Here is a 20,478-nt window from a genome sequence, read left to right as displayed (position 1 = left end):
ATTGTTGAGACCAGTGATAGCAAGGTCAGCTTTGGGATCTGACAAAGTAACTTTTGTTTGTGTTCCCCCTACACTGATTCGTGAGCCATCATTTTGGATAAAGTAAAGATGAACATTGTAAATACCAGTTACGTTTTTGTGGTTGGCTACCTGAACAGTAACCTTGTAATTGCCATCTGTTTGACGTGTAGCTTCATACCAACGAATATCATCTTGACCATCAGTCTCAGACCAGATAGGTACCTGAACCGTACGCACACCTTTCGGGCTATAGACATCGCTGATGACCACATCAAAAGTTCCAGCACCATTGTTATTTAAGATAGAAATACTACCACTTGGCTTAGTTTCATTGACCTCAACCACAGTCTCAGTCAAATACTGGCGGTTACCAGTATTATCTATGAGATAAGCATCCGCTCTGTATTTTCCAGTTGAATGTTTGTGTTCTGAAGCCTTAATCGTCACACGATAGCTGCCATCTGCTTGCTTACTTGCCTTATGCCAAACCAAATCATCCTGACCATTAATAAGACTCCATGACGGTACCAGGATTTCTTTAAGACCATTAGGTGCAACTATATTGCGAACCACCGCGTCAAAAGTTCCTGTCGTAGCATTGTTATTTTCAATCGTTAGGCTGGCACTTGGACGCGATTGGCTAATTTCCACCACTTTTTCAGTCAAGTAGAAACGCTTGTTAAAATTATCTACAATATAAGCATCGGCACGGTATTTACCGGTTGAATTTTTGTGGTCACTTGCCTTAATGGTAGCTCGGTAAGAACCATCTGCTTGCTTCGTCGCCTTATGCCAAATCAAATCGTCTTGACCACCAACGAGACTCCATGACGGTACTAAGATTTCTTTCACACCTGTAGAGGCAATAATATTTTTCACCACAGCGTCAAACGTGCCTGTAGCTGCATTATTATTTTCAATCGTTAGGCTTGCACTTGGACGAGCGTAATTAACAGATACTACTTTCTCAGAAATATAATGTCTCTTATTTGTTCGATCAACAACATAGGCATCTGCACGGTAATTACCAGCCTCCCCCTTGTGATCAACCGCCTTAATGGTTACACGATAAGAGCCGTCCATTTGCTTGGCTGCCTTATGCCAAATCAAGTCATCTTGACCATTGGCTAGACTCCAAGATGGGACAAGAACCTCTTTAACACCCAAGGGTGCCACAATATCTCGAACCACAGCATCAAAGGTACCAGTGACCTTGTTGTTGTTCTCAATTGAGAAGCTTGCCTTAGGTTTTAGAACATCAGTATCATGAGAATGAGTCAACTTAGCAGGTTCAGCCACGGTATTGCTTGAAACCTCAGAAGCAGTAGGTACCGTCGCATTTTCTGAACTCGCTACTGTGTTAGCCTGAACTACAGATTCAGAGGCAACGACTCTTGATTCAGATGCTGCAATCTTTGTTGAGCTTGCTTGACTAACTTGTGGAGCACTTGAATTTGCTACTTCACTTGTGGCTGTAGGTGTTTCCGCAACAGTTGAACTTGGTCTTGCTGATGGTGACTCTTGTGCAAGAACTACCCCACCACCAAAAATTTCTGCTGCTGTCGCAGGTTGATACTGGTTCCCTTCAGTAACCGTAGGCATTTGCGTAGCTACCTCATCCGCACTGGCCACCTGAGTGGTCACCGCCATGAGAACAGCCGCACTGGCATAGTAGATAAAATCTTTTGTTCGCATTTAACTTTCCTTTGACACTTTTTAATACGTCACCCATTTTACCATAGAAAATGTCTTACGAATAGAGGAAAAGTGATAATTCTCTAAAAAAACTATAAAAATGATAAAAAAATAAGTAATTTTCATACTTAAAGTATCAATGTAATCCAAATAAAGAACCTAAAAACCTATAAACAAGAGATTCCAAATGTATATATAATATTCTGAAAATAGAAAAATACAAAATATTACTATCAAAACTGAACACAAAAAAGCCCTTAGAAGTTTCCTTCTAAAGACCTTTCATTAATAGATTAAGCAAAGATTGAGAAGAATGGTGCACCAAGCTTAGTATCCATTGCGTCTCGACTCTGAACACCATGAATGTAATCCAATGAATACCAGCCATTGTTATTGGCGTTAAATGGATCACGAACATAAGTTTTACCATTATCATAGCCATGAAGCACGATTTCATGCGTGTAAGGATAATTGATAAATTGGCTTGCTCCTACTGCCGCCAGAACATGTTGACCTGACATCAAAGCTGAAGCAATGTTAGCAATGCTTGAAAGCACGTTGCTATTGAGACCCCAATTTTTACTTGCTAATACAATACCATCCGCGTCTGTACCAGCAACTGATGTTTTATTGAATGAATTTGTATTGTAGTACAAATAATCCGCAACTGTCGTTGGTGCAATTACAGTTCCCAAGATATCTGTAAAGGTCATGGCAAGTGATGTTGGAACACAGCCTGACTGATCCATATTGCTGACACCATACCACTTAGAAGCCCAACGAGGATCACGTTGAGAATAATAAGTCGTCTGAGGCTCAACACGACGATTACGTGGAGCAAGAGCTGTCTCACCAAGGTTAAATCCGTCTTCAGTATTGTCTACATAGTCTACATAAACATGAGTCGTATAGTTACCGATGAGATTCTTATGATTAACAGTCGAAACATTGATTTCAGTATGTGTTCCAGTAGGTGCCGTATTGTACCAAGAAAGGTTTCCTTGGTTGCTTTCTGACCATACAGCTACACGGATATTCTTAATCTGACGTCCTTGTGGCGCTTGATCAACTACAACTGTATAACTACCCGCTTCCGAATTAACATTAGTGATATAGGTTTGCGTTTTAGTCTTAGCATTACGGAATTCAACTGTTGTCGTTGTCCCTCCAACACCCACTTGTGTCCCATCATTTAAAATGTAGTACAAATGAATATTGTACAAGCCTGTTGAGTTTTTATGGTTAGTAGCTTGAACATTTACCGTATAAGTGCCATTAGCTTGGCGTGTCGCTTCATACCAACGGATATCATCTTGTCCGTCTTTTTCAGACCAAATAGGTACTTGAACAGTACGAACACCTTTAGAACTATAAACATCACTGATAATGACATCAAAAGTACCAGTATCTTTATTGTTATTAACTACTGAAATAGTGCCGACTGGCTTATTATGTTTCACATCCACAATTGTTTCAGTGACATAATGACGTTGGTTGGCATTATCTACGATATAAACATCAGCACGGTAATTTCCTAGGGAATTCTTATGCTCACTAGCCTTAATAGTAACACGGTAGCTACCATCAGATTGACGACTAGCCTTATGCCAAACAAGATCATCTTGTCCGTTAACCAAGCTCCATGATGGAACTAAGACTTCCTTAACCCCATTTGGTGCTACAATATTGCGAATAACAGCATCAAAAGTACCTAAATCAGCATTATTATTTTCAATAACGAGACTTGCACTAGGGCGAGTTTGAGTAACTTCTACCACTTTTTCAGTGAGATAGAAACGTTTGTTAGAGTCATCTACAATGTAGGCATCAGCACGGTATTTACCAGTTGAATTCTTATGATCCGTTGCCTTGATAGTCACTCGGTAAGAACCATCGGCTTGACGACTTGCCTTATGCCAGATAAGGTCATCTTGACCACCAGCTAAACTCCACGAAGGAACAAGAACCTCTTTCAAACCTGTAGGAGCAACAATATTACGAACAACGGCATCAAAAGTACCTGCTGCAGTATTGTTGTTTTCAATCGTAAGGACACCACTTGGTCGAGCATAATCTACAGACACTACTTTTTCGGCAATATAATGACGATTGTTAGCGTTGTCCACGATGTAGGCATCGGCGCGGTAATTCCCTTTATTACCCTTATGCTCACTTGCCTTGATGGTTACACGATAGCTACCATCATTTTGCTTTGTTGCCTTATGCCAAATAAGGTCGTCTTGACCATTTTCAAGACTCCATGATGGGACTAAAACCTCTCTAACACCTAGTGGTGCTGAGATATTAGTGATAACGGCATCAAAAGTTCCTGCTTTAGCATTATTGTTTTCAATAGCAAAACTTGCTTTTGGTTTCAACTGCTCTGGTGTCTTACCAATGAAGACTTGCGTAGTTGTTCCACCAACACCAGTTAATTTACCATCTTTTTGAATATAATAAAGATGGATGTTATAAAGACCGGTTGAGTTTTTATGAGCTGAAGCCTTAACGTTTACTGTATAAGTTCCATTATTTTGACGGTTAGCCGTATACCAGATAATGTCATCTTGACCATTAATCTCTGACCAAATTGGAACAGAGACAGTTTCAACACCGTTTGGTGCCTTAACATTAGAGATGACAACATCGAAGCTACCAACAGTTGGATTGTTATTGACAATAGAAATGGTTCCACTCAAATCGCCTTGAGTGGCATCAACCTCAGCACTGGCATTTGCGGTGAAACGTCCTGTATAGTCCACGCTGTGGTCAAAGACATGTTTACCTGGCAAGAGATTAGCCGTAGCTGAAAACTGCCATGCACCAGTTTTGGCATTATAGCGCATGTTTTTAGCGCTTGTTGCTGTAAGAGTTGATGATGGGTACTGGGCAACCCAGAAATTCTCAATCCCAAATTGAGAGGTTGAGACAGGGCCACGGTAGCCTAGATTGTTCTCATCCAACCAGCTAGCACTTGTGTAGAACATCAAGTTGTTGTATCCATGCTTACGCATTTCGTTAACCCAAGCTTGAGTGTTACGGTTGATATTTGGAAGCATCTTAGAGTCTTCGAAATCATTAACCATAACAGTACTCTTTGGAAGGTTTAGTTTTTGTGCAGCTTGGATGTAGAATCGAGCTTCTGCACGTGCTTCTTCCTCAGTTGTGTATCGAGAAAAATGATAGGTTGATACTTGAAGACCAGCAATTTGAGCATTGCGAACTTGTGATGGTGCTTTAGGGTTGTTGTACCAAGTGTCCTCAGTCAACTTGACAACGACACCACCCACACCTTGGCGTGCAAGAGCACGATAGTCATCTACACTGATCTCACCATTATGGCTGCTGACATCGATAAAAGTCTTTGGTTGCACCTTAAGCGTTGGCGAAGGAACATCCGTAGAATTCGTCAATTTAGCAGGTGTTGCTACAGCGCTGTTTGACGTTTCAGAATTTGTCGCACTTGTAGAAGCTGTTGCACTTTCTGAACTAACAACTGAAGATGTTACTGAAGTTGACGCTACAGCAACAGTAGAGTTAGCTACTGAAGTTGATGACGCAGTTGTTACAGCCTCTGAACTTTGTGGTGCAAGTGACGTAGATACCGCAGAAGCACTAGGTTTTGCCACCTCACTCGTAGCTACGGGTGCTGAAACAGTTGAACTAGGAGTTGCAGGTAAGGCTGCTTCTCCACCAAAAATCTCAGCCGCTGTCGCAGGTTGATACTGATTTCCTTCAGTAACAGAGGGCGTTTGTGTCGCCACTTCATCTGCCTGAGCAACCTGAGTTGTCACAGCTAAGAGAACAGCCGCACTAGCATAGTAGATAAAATCTTTAGTTCGCATTTAACTTTCCTTTTGCATTTTTATAATACTTTAACCATTTTACCATAGATAAACTCTCATGGAAAGGTCATTATTAAAAGTTTTCTAAATAAGGCAGAAATATTATAAAATTCTAAACGCTACAAAATTGCGAGATATCTTATTTGAAAACCCTTTAACTACCTATTCGTATTTAACACTAAAAATCCAAAGAAATTTACGAGATATAGCTAAAGATGAAAATGTGTGACAAAAGAAAAAATCCCCGAACTTCCGTCCGAGAATTTTATCAACTTTATTTACGTTTTGGTGGGTTATGGATAATAATAAATTCTTAAGCTATATCAAATATTTTCAACAGACCACAATAAATCCATTCTTTCTTCATAAAACTTTTTAAATAAGCTAATCATTATTTTATCAATCAAAATCAAAACATAAAACCAAACAATGTAGTTATTTGATCCGAATTCATTTTTTTCCAAATCGAGTAATGTTGGAATATTATATTGATATGATATTGTATTATGTGCCATTCTATTTCTATTCTTATAAAGATTTTCATACAGATTTTTAGCGGTACTTTCAAAAAGATTTCCATTATTATCATCTATTTGACTAACACCAGCTTTTTTCTTTATATTTTCTTTAAATTCAATAAAATCTCTTTGGTTCCATTTTTCTATGCACGTATCCTTGAATAAATCAACTATTGTATTTTTTGAATTATCAACTATCGATTTTTTATCTTTTTCACTTAAGGAATTAATGCTTAACTTATTTTTTAACGCCTTATATAAGTCATTCTTAGAATCATAAGTAGAAAAATACTCATTTGACATACTACTTAAAAATCTTCGTCTGAATTCAAAATCTTCCGTAGCTAACTCCCAAGCAATACATTTAAATTTTTGCTCTTGAAAACCAGTCATCTTTAAAAATGTTGATTTCAATAAATAATCATTCAAAGGATAAGTATTTATTGATTTATCAAGATTAGAGGTTACATTTACCAATTCTTTTAAAATATCTTCTATAGGTTCATTAATAAATTCATAGTGCTTGCTCATCTTATATATCCACCATAATTTCTTTATAAATTTCAATTGAAGATTTAACACGTTTAGTCAAGTATTTTAAAGCAGAAGGATTCCTTGGATGATAATTTGTAATTTCCACAAATCCCTCTTCCCCACTATCAAATTCTACTGGCTTATACGTAAAAGGATCCTTAAATTCTTCTATCTTATTCTTCAATTTTTCAAAAAGCAGCTCTAAATTCTCAGTTTTCAACTTTTTCTGCATAAATAATACAAAGTAAATCAAACCGAAGTAGTATAAATCCTGATCAATGATGGAATCAAAATTTTCATTATACAAACCAAATTCCTTTATATAATAATCTAATTCTTCGAAAAACTGATTATAGTTATCCCCTTTTAAAAGATACTCTAAACTAACAAATTTTTGTTCATCTTTTTTAGTATCAGCTATAATAAAATTGATATACTCCATATAATAGGATTCTAATTTATCTTTACTGCCACCAAAACCAACGCATAACATTTCAATGTTTGGATTCTGATGATATTCAGATAGTACTGCCATATATCTTACAAAATCTATTGTTTTCAGAGTGTACTTTTCTAAAAAATAAGGTTTAAAAAAACTTACCTTTGACTGATCAAGATAATATAAAGCCTCCCTACTCTCTTGCGGAGTTAAACTTTGTCCTTGAACATTAATATTCCTAAATACAGAAGTATAATATTGTTGCTGGTAGGAAGGTTTAGAAGAGTCTGGAATAAGAAAAGAGAAACCTAAAAATGTATTTTTTAAGAATTCCTTATCAGGTATGTTATCTCGAAATTCAATTTTTTTAAAAAACTTATTTTTATTTAGTTCTTCTTTTAATTCTTCGAGAGACTTAGGTCCATCTTTAAGTAAATCATTAAATGTCCAGTTAATTACATCAGTTTTTTCATCAAAATAGTCATCATTCTCATCTAAAACTTTAGCAACTTTTCTTTTTGAAAACTTCTCAAATGTTTTTCGGTCTGGAAAATATCCAATTACCGATAATAAGATACTTGTTAATCTCTGCTGTCCATCAATAAGTAGATTTAAACTCTCACCGTCTTGCTTGAAAGAGCCTATGATAACAGGTGGAACAAACTTTTTTTCAGATAAAGATTCAATCAATTTTTCACGCTTTTCTTCATCCCAAACAAAATTCCTTTGATAATCTGGTAAAATGATATTCTTACTTAGTATCAATTCAATCCAATAGTCTAATGAGTACTCACCATAATATACTTTATTTTCCATTGTATTACCTCCATTTATGTGTTTACTCTATCTTATTAAAAATATATTGTCAATCATTTATTTAAGATGGAACGATTATTATTTATAGTAGATTTAAAAACAAAAGAAAAATCCCCGAACTTCCGTCCGAGAATTTTATCAGCTTTATTTACGTTTTGGTGGGTTATGGATAGCTTCTCCAAGTACGTCAGCAAAGGCTTCATACATGTTTTCAGAGAAGGTTGGGTGACCGTGGATAGATTGCAAGAGTTCATCTACAGTCAATTCATTTTCCATAATTGTTGATGCTTCGTTAATCAATTCAGCTGCGGCTGGACCGATAATATGAACACCAAGGATTTCATGGTACTTCGCATCTGCAACGACTTTAACAAAACCTTGAGCTTCATTTGAAGCGATGGCACGTCCGTTACCAGCAAAGCTTGATTTACCAATGAGAACATCACCGTATTTAGCGCGTGCATCTTCTTCAGTAAGACCACACATTGCTACTTCTGGGTGAGTGTAGACAGCTGCTGGTGTGTAGTCAAGGTGAGCCTTACGGACATTGCCACGCATAGCATTTTCAGCTGCAACTTCACCCATACGGTAAGCAGCGTGAGCAAGCATCTTAGTTCCGTTAACATCACCCGGTGCGTAGATTCCTGGGATTGATGTTTCTTGATAAGCATTAACTTTGATACGACCACGGTCAAGTTCAAGGTTAAGATTTTCAAGACCATCCAATTGAGGGACACGACCGATTGAAAGAAGGGCACGATCCGCAACAATTTCTTCACCATTATTAAGTTTAAGGGTCAATTGGTTGTTAGCTTCTACAATCTCAGAAACCCCAACAGATGTCATGATCTTCATACCCTTCTTAGCAAGGATTTTTTGAAGTTCAAGAGATACTTCTTTATCCATAGCAGGAATAATGCGGTCAGCCATCTCAACAACAGTCACTTCTACACCATATGAGGCATAAACAAGACCAAGCTCGATACCAACGACACCACCACCCATAACAGCAAGTGATTTAGGCATTTCACGCAAATCAAGGATATCATCTGATGTCATCACAAGTTGTGACTCAATACCAGGAATATTGATACGAGATACTTTTGATCCAGTCGCAAGGATGATATTACGTCCCTTGATTGTTTCTGAACCAATAGTAACTGTCTTATCTGGATTAACTTGACCAAGACCGTTAAAAATAGTGACCTTGTTAACCTTCAAAAGACCTTGAACACCACCAGTAAGAGTCTTAACAACAGAGTTCTTAAAGTCAACTGTCTTATCCATATCGATAGTGTAGTTTGTTGACGCTAGGTTAATACCACGACCTGCAGCAATCTTAAGTCCATCAAGGATTTCTGCATTTTTAAGATAGGTCTTAGTTGGGATACATCCTTTATTCAAACATGTTCCACCAAATTCAGATTTTTCAACGATGGCAACCTTACCACCAAGTTGTGCACCACGAATGGCAGAATAGTAACCAGCAGGACCACCACCAACAACGATAATATCGTACTCATTGTCAGCAAGCGGTGCTTTTTCTGCAGCAGCTGCTGGAGCAGCTTGGGCAGGAGCTTTAGGAACTTCAAGACCAGCTGATTCCAACTGAGCAGTTGCTTCTGCAACAGGTACGCTAGCTGCGTTATCAGCCACAACTTCACCTTCTGCTCCAATATAACCAATAACCTCAGTAACTGGCACTGTTTCACCAGCCTGACGAGTAATTTTCAAAAGAACACCAGAATCCTCTGCTTCAAGTTCCATGTTCGTTTTATCTGACATGATTTCAAGGAGAATATCTCCCTCATTAACCACATCACCCTCTTGTTTTTTCCACTCGATGATTTCGCCTTCCTGCATGTCCACACCAAGCTTAGGCATAATAATCTCAAAAGCCATTTATAAGATACCAAGAGCGACCAGAAAGCGACTGAAAATTAGGCGTCTGACATGTCAGCCTGCTGACGTAGACAGACGGTCTATTTTCCAAGCTTTCCGCTCGGGTTCAGTTATACCCTCTGGTTCGCCCTCTCCTTTCTATTAAAACTTCAGTTTTCAGATATTTTTTTCTTAAATCAACAATTCCATAGGATTTTCAATCAAATGTTTCAAATCAACCATGAATTTGGCACCATTCATACCATCTACGATACGGTGGTCAATTGTCAAGCATAGACCCATGATTGGTCGTACGACAACTTCTCCATCAACAACAACTGGAGTTTGAATAGTTGCTGAAACACCAAGGATAGCTGAGTTTGGTTGGTTGATGATTGGGTTAAATGACTTAGTTCCAAACATTCCCAAGTTAGTAATAGAGAAAGTTGAACCTGACATTTCTGCAGCCTTCAATTTACCAGCTTGAGCCTTCTTGATGACATCCTTAGAAGCCACAACGAACTCAGACAAACTCATCTTATCTGCACCGTGAACGACAGGTACAATCAAGCCGTCATCGAGACCAACGGCAATACCGAGATTAACAAATTTATGTAATTCGATATTTTGTGCATCATCAATCAATGACGCATTGAGGTAACGGTGTTCCTCTTTCATAAGAGTACGCACAACTGCCAAACCAATCAAATCCGTGAAGGTTACCTTCATACCAGTCTTATTCATGATTGGATCAAGGACTTGCTTACGAAGAGCCATAAGGTTAGTCATGTCAACATCATAGTTAAGGGTGAAGGTTGGCGCAGTCAAGTATGAGTGCGTCATCCCCTTAGAAATCGCCTTACGCATAGCAGACATTGGGATAACTTCCACGCCTTCTGGCAAGACTTTTTCAGGTTTAGCTTCAACTACAGGTGCAGCCGCCGCTTCTTTAACTTGCGCTGGAGCACTGATTGCAAGGATATCTTCCTTAGTAATCTTGCCACCAAAGCCTGTTCCAGATACGCTAGCTAAGTCAATACCAAGGTCCGCTGCAATCTTACGTGCCAATGGAGTCGCCTTAGGTTGAGCACCCTTAAAGTTTTCAACGTCATCAGCATGAACACGACCTTTTGCTCCAGTTCCTGGTACTTGAGTGAGGTCAATACCCAACTCACGCGCCACCTTACGAGCCTTAGGTGTTGCACGTACTTTGCCACCTTCGTGTACGACAGGAGCCTGGGTTGCCACTACAGGTGCTTCTACAGTAGCAACTTCTTCAACTTTTGGCGCAGGTTCAGTAGCTGGTGCGCTAGCTACGTTATCAGCAACAACTTCACCTTCTGCTCCAATATAACCGATTACCTTAGTAACTGGTACAGTTTCACCAGCCTGACGGGTAATCTTCAAAAGAACACCAGAATCTTCTGCTTCAAGTTCCATGTTCGTTTTATCTGACATGATTTCAAGGAGAATATCTCCCTCATTAACCACATCACCCTCTTGTTTTTTCCACTCGATGATTTCGCCTTCCTGCATGTCCACACCAAGCTTAGGCATAATAATCTCAAAAGCCATTTATAAGATACCAAGAGCGACCAGAAAGCGACTGAAAATTAGGCGTCTGACATGTCAGCCTGCTGACGTAGACAGACGGTCTATTTTCCAAGCTTTCCGCTCGGGTTCAGTTACACCCTCTGGTTCGCCCTCTCCTTTCTACTTTAAATTATAATTTCCGATACTCCCACAGTTAAAACAAGAAACACATTTTACTAGCGAGAAATATCACTTAACCGTCGCTAGAAAGTTAGTTTCCTTTATTGGCCATCTTGATAATAGCAGCCTTAATCTTTTCAACATCTGGAAGAACCGCTTGTTCCAAGACACGCGCATAAGGTACAGGCACATCTTCACTTGCCAAACGTACAATTGGGTGGTCAAGGTAATCAAATGCTTCACTTTCAGTAACCATAGCAGCAATCTCACCGATGAATCCACCAGTCTTATATGCATCATTGACCAACATCAGTTTACCAGTCTTCTTAACTGACTCGAAAATCAATTCCTTATCAAGTGGGATAAGCGTACGTGGGTCAACGACCTCAACGTTAATACCTTGTTCAGCCACTTCTTCAGCAGCCTTAAGAACACGTTCCAACATACGACCATATGTGACAATAGTAAGGTCAGTCCCTTCACGCTTGATTTCACCTTTTCCAAGTGGAATGTAGAAATCAGGATCTTGAGTAACTTCCTCTTTCTTACCGTAAAGTGCTTTTGGTTCCATGAAGATAACAATGTTATTGTCCTGAATAGCAGATTTCAAAAGACCTTTAGCGTCGTTAGCATTACCTGGAGCAACGACTTTAATCCCTGGAATGTGAGTCAACCATGACTCAAGAGATTGTGAGTGCTGTGCCGCAGAACCAATCCCTGAACCAGAAGCTACACGGAAGGTTACAGGAGTCTTTAAACCACCACCAAACATGTAGTTGTTTTTTGCACCATTATTAACGATAGCATCAAGGGCAATCGTGATGAAGTCCATGAAAGTCAAGTCAACGATTGGACGAAGACCTGTGATGGCAGATCCAACAGCTGCACCAGCGATAGCTGCCTCTGAAATTGGTGTATCTTTAACACGTTTTTCACCAAATTCTGCCAACATCCCAACTGATGTACCGAAGTCACCACCATAGATACCAACATCTTCACCCATAAGGAAGATGTTTTCGTCTTTACGCATCTCCTCGCTCATAGCAAGGTTTACTGCCTCACGCAAGGCCATCAATTTTGTTTCACTCATACTTGTATTTCTCAACCTTTCTCTTTAGTCTACCCATACATCTTCAAAGGCAACTGAAAGTTCTGGATCTGGGCTATTTTGGGCGAACTCATAAGCTGCATCAACCTCTGCCTTGACTTGGCTTTGGATAGCATCTAACTCTTCAGCGCTTGCGATATTTTCAGAAACGAGATAGTCACGGTATTTAATAATTGGGTCGTTATTGTTCTTCCACTCGTCAACTTCTTCCTTAGTACGGTAAACACCTGCATCAGCAGTTGAGTGACCAAACCAACGATAAGATTCTACCTCAACGATAGCGGGACCGTTGCCACCACGGACATGCTCGACAGCCTTGCCCATTGTTTCGTATACAGCCAAAACATCGTTACCATCTTCACAGTAGAAACCAGGAATACCATAAGCTTCCGCACGTGTATAAAGGTGAGGTGTGTTTGTTGCTTTATGGATATCCATTGAGATACCATAACGGTTATTGATGATAAAGAAGATAACCGGCAATTTCCAAGTAGCTGCCATATTGACTGACTCATGGAATGAGCCTTCATTAGTTGCACCATCTCCTGAAAAGGCCACAACAATGTTTCCTGTTACTTTGTATTGCTGAGTGAGAGCTGCACCTACGGCAAGAGCATAACCACCACCAACAATACCGTTAGTTCCGTAGTTACCTTTTTCAAAGTCAGCCAAATGCATAGAACCACCACGGCCCTTAGAAACACCTGTCGCCTTACCTGCAAGCTCCGCCATCATTTTATTCAAATCCATGTCTTGGGCAATAGATTGTCCGTGACCACGGTGATTTGAAAAGAAGATATCGTCATAGCTCAAGTGTTGAACAGCCCCAACGTTGGCTGCTTCCTCACCAACTGAAAAGTGAGTCATTCCTTGAACAAAACCACGACGAACCAATTTATTAATACGTGAATCAAATTCACGAATACGTTCCATTTTAGTGAACATCTCAAGATGTGTCTCTTTAGAAAGTTTTACCATATCGATCTCCTCTATCGAAATTTTTCTATACATCTAGGATAGGTTAAAAAAACTTAATGAGCAAGAAATATGCTTGAAAAATGAAAAGCCTTACATCCTTATCACTTATAGACAATTCGTATGCTCTTTTTGTTTGCGATATGGTATAATGATATGATTATATAGATTTTACCCGAATAGGAGAATATTTGATATTGAATGATGTCATAATTCACGGGCTTACGGCATGTATAGCTTTTATTTTACAAATTATTATCTTCAAGGTGACCACGCAAAGGCCGCTTAGGTACTGGATTATTATTTTAGCTGGTATAGCAATTTTTGCCTCTAGTTATTTTGGCATTTTGTATCCAAAATCCGGTTTTATTGCAGTTGTACTCTTTCTAGCTGCCAAATCCTACAAAAATCTAAGACATACCATTTTGGAGACTCTCTTCATACCTTTCACCTTTGCCTTAATGGTAAGATTGGTCATTTTCCTGATTATTCCAATTTTTTTCCCTGCAGTCTTGGATTACTATTTTGCTGGTCCCTTTATTCTCTTTCTTGCTTTTTTACTTTGGTTTGCACAAAGTGCTCTTCTTCAGGTGGACTACTCTCGAATGATGCAAATTGATAAAGCAAGACCATGGTACATGTCAACGTCTGTCGCTCTTTGTAGCTTAGCCTTTATTTACTTTGCTTCTGAACTCGTTTCAACAGACATTCACTTTACCATTGCCTTTCTTATCATTACGGCTCTGATTCTATCTAAGCAGGTTAATCTCTATAGAAAAGACCTCAATGCTCAAACACAAGCAGCCCAAGAGGAACATTCTCACCTTCTTCAAAAATCAAGTCAGAACATCAATACCTGGTACCAGAAAAAGACTAGACAAGAGCTCTTCATCAAAGACGAAGCTGAAAATCTCTACGATATCATTCGTTTTCAACAAAATGAGGAAGCTCAGGAGTTAATTGACTACTTGCTGACACCGAATCCGCTAGATAAGAAGATTGATCATTTTTATCGAGACAAACTAGGAAATATTAAACTGCCAGATTTACAGGTACTCTTTGAAGCTAAATTCCTAAAGGCAAAAGAACTGGATGTTTGGGTTAGTATGGAGGTCCCAGAATCTATTACCGTCTATCCTATTTATCCTTTAGACTGGGTATATGTCCTATCAACTATCTTGGATCATGTCATTGACCAAGCACAAGATAGTGAACAGAAATACCTTAGCTATGCTTATTTTAAGGATGAGGATAGTCAACACTTTGTCGTTGAAAGTTCAAGCACTAAAGAAGATTCAGCTATTACATCTGATTTCTCTGATCCTGAACTAAAACGCGTCAATACTATTCTATCTACTTATCCAAACGTTAACATTGTTTCAAATACACGTACTGGGATTTATCGCTTACAAATTGAAATTGACATGACTAAAGGAGGTTACAATGATTACTAATATTATCAATCCTCTCTTACAGGCCGTTAGTTTCATTTCTATTTGGTACCTCTACCAGACTATGTCTAAGGTAAAGCCACTACGAGGACACCTTTTACTTCTATTTTTATCCTATGTAGTTGCAGCGTCCTACTTTAGTCTCGTAAAAATCGTTGTGGACCCACTTTTCTTCCTTGTTGCTGATTTGGCCCTTGTCAAAGAGCGTTCTTTCTATCATCGATTGCTTTACGCTTTTTATCCAACTATCCTTTTTGATATGGCAACACGACTACTTTCAATTGTCATTATCCCTCACGTCTTACATATCAAAGGTGATATTACCCTCAACACTAACTTACATATCTTGACCTACATCTTAGCACCATTAATCATTTACCTAATGCTTAAAATCTTCGCTGTAGACCTAAATCAGATGAGTAGTCTTGACGAAGCTTGGGCTAGACGTAACTGGTTGCGAAGCACTGCCTTCCTAGCTGTCTATTATGTCTTCTTTACTGTTATCCATGGTCTTAACAGTATTCTTCCAACAGCAAATGACCCTAAAAATTTATTTGAAATAGTTTTCAAGGTCAGTCCTAATAGTTCTGTTATCTTAGTTCTCTATATTGCCCTACTACTATGGGATTTTTACAATTGGAACCAGGCTGTCCACCAACAATCTATCGATAGACTGAACAAAGAACGTCATAAATTGTTGGGTACTATGACTAACTATAGCAAAGCCTTTATCCAGATTATTATGCAAAAGCAAACGTCCTTCGACTTATTCAAGAAAAATCTCAAGGAGGTTTCTCTTGCCTTGGAAAATGAAGATACTGCCAAAGCTACTAGTCTACTTGAGATTTATAAAACAGACAATACTAGCATTGGTAATCCAGAGACTCAAGAAAACTTGGATAGGCTTAGCAATCCAATAATAGCTAGTTTTCTTTCAAATCGTATTTTGGAAATGAGAGCGTCACATGTCGATATTTCCATTAATATTAGTCCTCAGTTTGGTGAGATTCCTTTATCTGACCTCGATTTATATCAACTGCTCCAAGCTTCGGATAGAGCGATATTTAAACTACTTCGTCCTGATGTCAAGGTCAATAGTAGTTACCTTCAACTAGATCACTCACAACTCCTTGTTGTTGAATTACCAGTTTTGGCTGATAAGGTTAGCAAAGATAAAGAACTGAATGATATAGTAAAGAGTTTGCCAAATGTTGACTATCGTATCGGCTTACATGCAGGTTATCTGACTCAAATTATTGAAATCTTTGAACCTGGTTATTAAACGATAAGAAAAAGAGCCAATGGCTCTTTTTTTGCAACCTCATATATCTTCTTACTAAAATATCTTGAAATGAGAGGAGGTAAACCAGATAATCCTCGTGCTAAACAAGGACACCCAGTTTACAAACCTGAGTGACGTTTTCTGCTAATATTCTACGATGGATAGGTGGGGTTTAGAAGGCACCGCCGCCACCGCCTCCTCCGCCCCCAGAGAAGCCACCGCCACTAAAGCCTCCACTACCACTACTTGAGTTAATAGAGAAGTTACTTACGGTATCTGAAGCAGAAACATAGTTTTGCAATACAGTTGAATTGTATAGCATTGCAAAAGATACAGGTGAATAAGTAAAAGCGTCTAAAGATGGATTGCTAAGGTGAATGTTGTAACGTTTCAGAACATCACTGACTTTCTTGGCCTCTCCATAAAGTGTCGCATAAACTAGAATACGATTCCATAAAACAATGGATTGTAATTCCGCTTGATTAAACTGCCCAATACTCTTAATCATGTTGTTAAAACTATGCCATTGATAATAAATATCTGAGTTTTCTGGAACAAGGCATCCGTTTGCCCGCCCATTGATTTGAAAACGATAAATAAGATGCATGGTAATAACTGGGAAGAAAAAGAGTAAATATAACAAGGATAAATTAGAGGAGAAACCAATTGAGAGAAGGAAGAAACCAATCGCAATAAGTATGTAGAGGAATACAAATATGTTGTTCGCCACTGAAGATAAATGAGTTTCTGAAGAAGTAAGTTGCCTATATAGGCTTGGTAGTCCGAGTTGCTTTTCTTGCCTTTCGACACCTTGGGTAACCCTTGTAGCATCATCCAAAAACAGACTTCTAATATTTCTACCTATAGAGCGAAGCTTATCTCTTTCCGTACTATTTTTAGCTTTTTTATACTGACTCTCAATTTCATCTTCGTTAATATAGTATCGTGAGAACATATCTTTCTCTTTGACTTGAGTTTGACCATCAAAAAGCATCTCAATAAAAGCTAATTCAAAATCAGCTAAACCATCCCTTTTAACAAATTCAAGAATTGGCTCTTCCGTTGATTGACTAAAGGATAAGTTTCCTCTATCTATAAGATCCAGTATCGTCGCTTGAACCATATGGTTAAAGGATATTGGGTAAGTCACACTATTCAGACCACTAATGTCAAATCGTTGGTTGTAGACGTTCTGAGCAAGAACAAGAGGAGCTAGATTTTGAGGAATGTCATAAAGTCTACTATCCTTTGGGAAACGTGGTGGTCTCGTGCTTCTCAAGACTGAACTATATAAAACGATTGCTATAACAAACAAGACGAGGAGAAGTCCTGGAAAAAGACCATAGAAAATTATGTGATAAATCTTTCTATTTCTCACAATATCATTTTCCTGTTTTAGGAATTTATCTTTAGCTGAACTATCGATGATATTAGTGGAATTTTTAGATTTTAGACTTGCTGTCATAGGCCAATAAGCATGAAGTTCAAGTTTTCCCTTTGCAGGAAAATTATCAAACTGAATATTATAGCCTTCATCCGTCCTTTGAACCTGAGGATTTTTTTGAAAGAATCCTGCATGAGCATAAAGCTCACCCTTATTGGAATCTAAACCATCAACAGTAAAATCAACATGACCAATTGACTTATCCCAATCGGAAATCGGAAACCAATTGAGGACAGCCACATCAGAATAGAGGTCTAACATGTGTTTGATTTGCCAAGTCACCTTAAGAACCACTTTATCATAAGCCCCAGGATTATAGACCTTTAGTTTGATACCGTCTTTGAGTTTTTCTGATTCCACACGTATCTGTCTTTTCGTAAAGACAGTTTCCACACCATTTTCTGTGGTTATTTTTTCAGCTTTATCAGAGACTGTGACAGTTGGATTTTCTTCAATATTAAAACCTTTTGGAAGTGGTTTTACACTGCCTAATGTCACGTACTGACCATTATAAGAACTTGAAAAATCATAAGTCACTTCTTGGGTAAAGGTCGCTCCGCCATCCTCGTGAATAGCCAAGTGTCCCTTATAACTTGGAATGCTATACGACACCTCATTATCGCTATCACTGGCTTTAGCGATGTCACAAGCTCCAATCGTTAGTATCATAGCTAAGACTAGTCCTAACCAAAGCAGTCCTTTTTTCATCAGTCACTCCTTACATATCAGTCAATCTTTAAATATCGAGATTGAAACATAAGCGTTTTACCTCTCTTCTCTTATGACTAGGCTTGATAGACAATTTCACCATCACAGATAGTGTATTTAACACTTCCAGTAAGCTCTTCGCCTACAAATGGTGAATTGGCTGCTTTAGACTTAAAGTCTGCTGTAACTTGACGTTTTTCCTTATCTGCAAAGATAACAAGGTCTGCTGGTCCATTTTCAACCAAATAACCGGCATCGAAACCATAAAGATCAGATGGGTTGCTAGTCATCACTTTCAAAAGTTCAGTCAAGCTTAAGTGTCCTGCTTCAACCAAGTAGGTCAATCCAAGAGATAGAGATGTTTCAAGACCAGTCATTCCTGATGGTGCTTTAGTCACATCATCGACATTCTTTTCATCGGCATGGTGTGGCGCATGGTCTGTGGCAATAACTGAGATGACTCCAGATTTCAACCCTTCGATGACGGCCCGACGGTCAGATTCCAAACGAAGTGGTGGGTTCATCTTGGCATTAGCACCTTTTGAGAGCAAGAGGTCTTCTGTCTTAGAGAAATGTTGTGGTGCCACTTCGGCTGTAACTTGTGCTCCAAGTTTTTGAGCAAATTCAACCACTTTTACAGATTCAGCTTTTGACAAGTGTTGAATATGAACATGGGCTTGTGTATCATAAGCAATCATGGCATCACGCGCAATCATACTGTACTCAGCTACGCCAGTTGCCCCACAAATATGAAATTCTTTTTTAGCAATATTTTCATTGAAACCGAGAATACCATTTAGATCAGGATCCTCCTCGTGAAGGCTGATGAAGGTATTATTCTCCTTAGCTAGCTCCATGGCTTTTTTGACAATACCAGCATTGGTCAATGGAATACCATCATCTGAGAATCCGACAGCACCGGCTTCAAGCAAACCCTTGAAATCAGTGAGGTTTTCACCATCAAAATTCTTAGTAATAGTCGCAACAGACTTAACATGGATATTTTCCTTAGATGCCGAAGTCAAGACCTCCTCCAAGGTTTCCTTATCTGAAATCGTTGGATTAGTGTTAGCCATCATTACAACTGTTGTAAAACCACCAGCAGCTGCTGCCAAGGCTCCAGTATGAATGTCTTCCTTATGAGTTTGACCTGGCTCACGGAAGTGAACATGGATATCCACCAAGCCAGGAGCAACCACAAGACCAGTCGCATCGATGACTTGAGCATCTCCAGCTTCGATATTTTCAGCAATTTTAACGACTTTTTTACCATCAACAAGAACATCAGCTTGCGTATCCAAACCAGACTTAGGGTCTACAACACGACCATTTTTAATCAGTAACATAATCTTCCAACTTTCTATTTTACTTCAACCAATCAATTGGGGATTGGCCTTGAGATACAAGGTAGGCATTGGCTTTTGAAAATGGCTTGCTGCCAAAAAAACCACGATAGGCCGACAAGGGACTCGGATGGGCACTCTCAATAATGGCATGTTTAGGATTAGTCACTAGTGACTTCTTCTTACGAGCATAGCCACCCCAAAGTATAAAGACAACAGGAGTATCCTTTTGATTGAGGACCTTAATCACAGCATCTGTAAAAGGTTCCCAAACCTGACCAGCATGCCCATTTGCTTGACCTGCTGGAACTGTTAGACAGGCATTAAGCAAAAGCACCCCCTGCTCGGCCCATGACGTTAAATCATGAAAGGATCTAGGACCTAAATCTTCCTCTAATTCCTTGAGAATATTTTTCAAAGACGGGGGAGCTGGAAGGCTATCAGGTACCGAGAAGGAAAGTCCCTGTGCTTGATGAGGCCCATGATAAGGGTCCTGACCAAGGATCACCACCCGCACTTCTTCAAACGGAGTCTCTAACAAGGCATTAAAAACCTTGTCACGTGGGGGATAAATTGTTCCCTCTTCATAAACCTTGTCCATAAACTGATTTATCTTTGAAAAATAATGGTCAGGCAGTTCCTCTTTCAGAAGCTTGTGCCATGTCGAATGTTCCATAAAAACCTCTTTTTAGATTGTTTTACACC

General features: G+C 39.0%; 13 protein-coding genes. 2 read left to right on the top strand and 11 right to left on the bottom strand.

Going from position 1 to position 20,478, the window contains the following annotated elements:
* The 8 genes from HMPREF2637_RS10000 to HMPREF2637_RS09965 all read right to left on the bottom strand — a co-directional run.
* On the bottom strand, positions 1-1,716 hold a 1,716-nt coding region (locus HMPREF2637_RS10000; RefSeq protein WP_176745620.1), incomplete at its 3' end, for a GBS Bsp-like repeat-containing protein.
* A gap of 293 nt (positions 1,717-2,009) precedes the next feature.
* Positions 2,010-5,561, bottom strand: coding sequence for a GBS Bsp-like repeat-containing protein (locus HMPREF2637_RS09995; RefSeq protein ID WP_070840105.1), 3,552 nt, complete (start codon positions 5,559-5,561; stop codon positions 2,010-2,012).
* A 323-nt stretch (positions 5,562-5,884) separates the two neighbouring features.
* A complete protein-coding gene (locus HMPREF2637_RS09990; protein ID WP_141760042.1) occupies positions 5,885-6,610 on the bottom strand; it encodes a hypothetical protein in 726 nt (241 codons plus the stop codon).
* Between the two features lies 1 nt (position 6,611).
* On the bottom strand, positions 6,612-7,868 hold the full coding sequence (locus tag HMPREF2637_RS09985; protein ID WP_070840091.1) for a GmrSD restriction endonuclease domain-containing protein: 1,257 nt from the start codon (positions 7,866-7,868) through the stop codon (positions 6,612-6,614).
* Between the two features lie 144 nt (positions 7,869-8,012).
* A complete protein-coding gene (gene lpdA, locus HMPREF2637_RS09980) occupies positions 8,013-9,770 on the bottom strand; it encodes a dihydrolipoyl dehydrogenase (protein WP_070840089.1) in 1,758 nt (585 codons plus the stop codon).
* A gap of 171 nt (positions 9,771-9,941) precedes the next feature.
* A complete protein-coding gene (locus HMPREF2637_RS09975) occupies positions 9,942-11,324 on the bottom strand; it encodes a dihydrolipoamide acetyltransferase (protein WP_070840087.1) in 1,383 nt (460 codons plus the stop codon).
* 229 nt (positions 11,325-11,553) lie between these two features.
* On the bottom strand, positions 11,554-12,552 hold the full coding sequence (locus HMPREF2637_RS09970; RefSeq protein WP_013990622.1) for an alpha-ketoacid dehydrogenase subunit beta: 999 nt from the start codon (positions 12,550-12,552) through the stop codon (positions 11,554-11,556).
* A gap of 24 nt (positions 12,553-12,576) precedes the next feature.
* The gene (locus HMPREF2637_RS09965; RefSeq protein ID WP_070840068.1) at positions 12,577-13,548 is read right to left on the bottom strand and encodes a thiamine pyrophosphate-dependent dehydrogenase E1 component subunit alpha; all 972 of its coding nucleotides are present in this window, start codon (positions 13,546-13,548) and stop codon (positions 12,577-12,579) included.
* A gap of 602 nt (positions 13,549-14,150) precedes the next feature.
* Here HMPREF2637_RS09965 and HMPREF2637_RS09960 point away from each other — a divergent pair.
* Together HMPREF2637_RS09960 and HMPREF2637_RS09955 are read left to right on the top strand one after the other, a co-directional pair.
* The gene (locus HMPREF2637_RS09960; RefSeq protein WP_225791435.1) at positions 14,151-14,999 is read left to right on the top strand and encodes an ATP-binding protein; all 849 of its coding nucleotides are present in this window, start codon (positions 14,151-14,153) and stop codon (positions 14,997-14,999) included.
* The gene (locus tag HMPREF2637_RS09955; RefSeq protein WP_070840063.1) at positions 14,989-16,278 is read left to right on the top strand and encodes a hypothetical protein; all 1,290 of its coding nucleotides are present in this window, start codon (positions 14,989-14,991) and stop codon (positions 16,276-16,278) included. Before HMPREF2637_RS09960 ends, HMPREF2637_RS09955 begins: the two co-directional genes overlap by 11 nt.
* Before the next feature lie 172 nt (positions 16,279-16,450).
* Here the strand turns inward: HMPREF2637_RS09955 and HMPREF2637_RS09950 are convergent, their stop codons facing one another.
* From HMPREF2637_RS09950 to HMPREF2637_RS09940, 3 genes are all read right to left on the bottom strand, one after another.
* Entirely contained in the window at positions 16,451-18,430 is a 1,980-nt protein-coding gene (locus tag HMPREF2637_RS09950) for a DUF2207 domain-containing protein (RefSeq protein ID WP_070840060.1), read from the bottom strand.
* A 77-nt stretch (positions 18,431-18,507) separates the two neighbouring features.
* Positions 18,508-19,776 (bottom strand): dihydroorotase, encoded by a 1,269-nt coding sequence (locus HMPREF2637_RS09945; protein WP_064524730.1) that lies wholly within the window; start codon positions 19,774-19,776, stop codon positions 18,508-18,510.
* A gap of 19 nt (positions 19,777-19,795) precedes the next feature.
* Positions 19,796-20,449, bottom strand: a complete 654-nt coding sequence (locus tag HMPREF2637_RS09940; RefSeq protein WP_064524732.1) for a uracil-DNA glycosylase — start codon at positions 20,447-20,449, stop codon at positions 19,796-19,798.
* Positions 20,450-20,478: the final 29 nt, after the last annotated feature.

Origin of the sequence: Streptococcus sp. HMSC065H07 (assembly GCF_001837325.1) — a bacterium.
Lineage (GTDB): Bacteria > Bacillota > Bacilli > Lactobacillales > Streptococcaceae > Streptococcus > Streptococcus salivarius_H.
Note: the sequence above shows the minus strand (reverse complement) of the source record. Positions and strands in the feature narration are given on the sequence as shown.